Annotated in this window: 1 protein-coding gene; it reads right to left on the bottom strand. The window is 55.9% G+C overall.

Annotation, left to right across the window (positions count from 1 at the left end; translation table 11 throughout):
- Positions 1 to 261 precede the first annotated feature (261 nt).
- Positions 262 to 1,290: an IS110 family transposase gene (locus A8O26_RS23835; protein WP_064120167.1), complete on the bottom strand. Its 1,029-nt coding sequence runs from the start codon at positions 1,288 to 1,290 to the stop codon at positions 262 to 264.
- Between the last annotated feature and the right edge of the window lie 82 nt (positions 1,291 to 1,372).

Here is a 1,372-nt window from a genome sequence, read left to right as displayed (position 1 = left end):
GCTCGCTCCCACATCTATGGTTACCCCCTTTTCTGCAATACTGTTTTTGATGTCGTGTTTGGCTTGCTTTCATCTATCCGGCGTCTGAGTGGGGTGGCAACCCCGCGCCTCGATGAGAATCGATGCCCAACGATCCTGATTAGTTGAACGGCCTTTCAGCCGTGTGGGAGCCCAGGGTTGTCGTCAGGCCGGTTGGCCGTTCACGTCATCAGTTATCCAGCATCGCAAAACCAGGTGGGTGGTGCTCGGGTGACAGCGGGGTCAGGCGTTCATCGCGCTTGGCCCCGCATCGAATTCAGTGTGGTGAGCCGCAATTGCCCAAGCGATCCTCGCAAACTTGTTGGCCAGCGCGCAGACCACGTGATTGGAGTGATGGTGGGTCGCTATCAAATGGCGGACCCACTCCGCCAGCACGCCTTTCTGGCGATCCAGATGCATCAAGTAAACCCGGGCGCACTGGATCAGCAGGCGTCTCTGGTTTCTGTCGCCACGCTTGCTGATGCCTAAAAGTACAGTTTTTCCGCCCGTTGAATGCTGTTTAGGGACTAGGCCGATCGAGGCTGAATAGCCGCGGCCACATTTGAACTGCTTGCCATCACCCAGCTCGGCAGCCAAGGCGCTGGAGGTGATCGGCCCGACACACGGAATTGTCATCAAACGAGCAGCCAGATCATCTTCAGCGGCTTGGCATTCCAGCTCCTTGTCCAAGGATCTGATCTGTTCGTGCAAATAGTCAAAGTGGTCATGCATGCGTGTCAGCAGCTTTCTGATCGGATCGGGAAGTGAGCTCGCCTCAAGCAACGCAGTGAGCTCGTTGATCGACTTGAACCCCGCAGGCAAGCTGATTCCGAACTCCAGAAGCGCTGCGTGAATCCGATTGACTGTCGCGGTACGGTCTTTGATGAACGAATCACGCGTCGAATTGAGCATGGCCAGCGCCTGCTGAGCCTGTGTTTTAACAGGTACAAAACGCATCGTCGGACGAGTCGCAGCCTCGCAGATCGCCTCGGCATCCGCGAAGTCGTTTTTGTTGCTTTTGACATAGGGGCGCACAAGATGCGGCGCAATCAGCTTTGCGGTGTGCCCAAACTTTGCAGCTTGCTGCGCCATGAAGTGAGCGCCACCGCAGGCTTCCATCACTACCGTGCAAGGCTCGAGATTGGCCAAGTGCTGGACAAGTGCCGCTCGAGTGAGTTTTTTGCGGTAAAGCTCATGACCCCGCTCATCCTGGGCGTGAAGATGAAACGATTTTTTACCAAGGTCGATGGCGGCGATAGCTACTTTGTTCATGACAATGGTCTCCGATGGGCCCCTTGCGAAAGCTTAGTGAGCTATCGCAAGGGGCGGCGGGGGTAACCATTTCATTAGTTGG

Source organism: Pseudomonas fluorescens, from assembly GCF_001648775.1.
Classification (GTDB): Bacteria; Pseudomonadota; Gammaproteobacteria; order Pseudomonadales; family Pseudomonadaceae; genus Aquipseudomonas; species Aquipseudomonas fluorescens_M.
Note: the sequence above shows the minus strand (reverse complement) of the source record. Positions and strands in the feature narration are given on the sequence as shown.

What these genes read in the sequence shown, in the direction of transcription:
- A8O26_RS23835 (WP_064120167.1), bottom strand. Translation starts at nt 1,290, where the DNA reads ATGAACAAAGTAGCTATCGCCGCCATCGACCTTGGTAAAAAATCGTTT.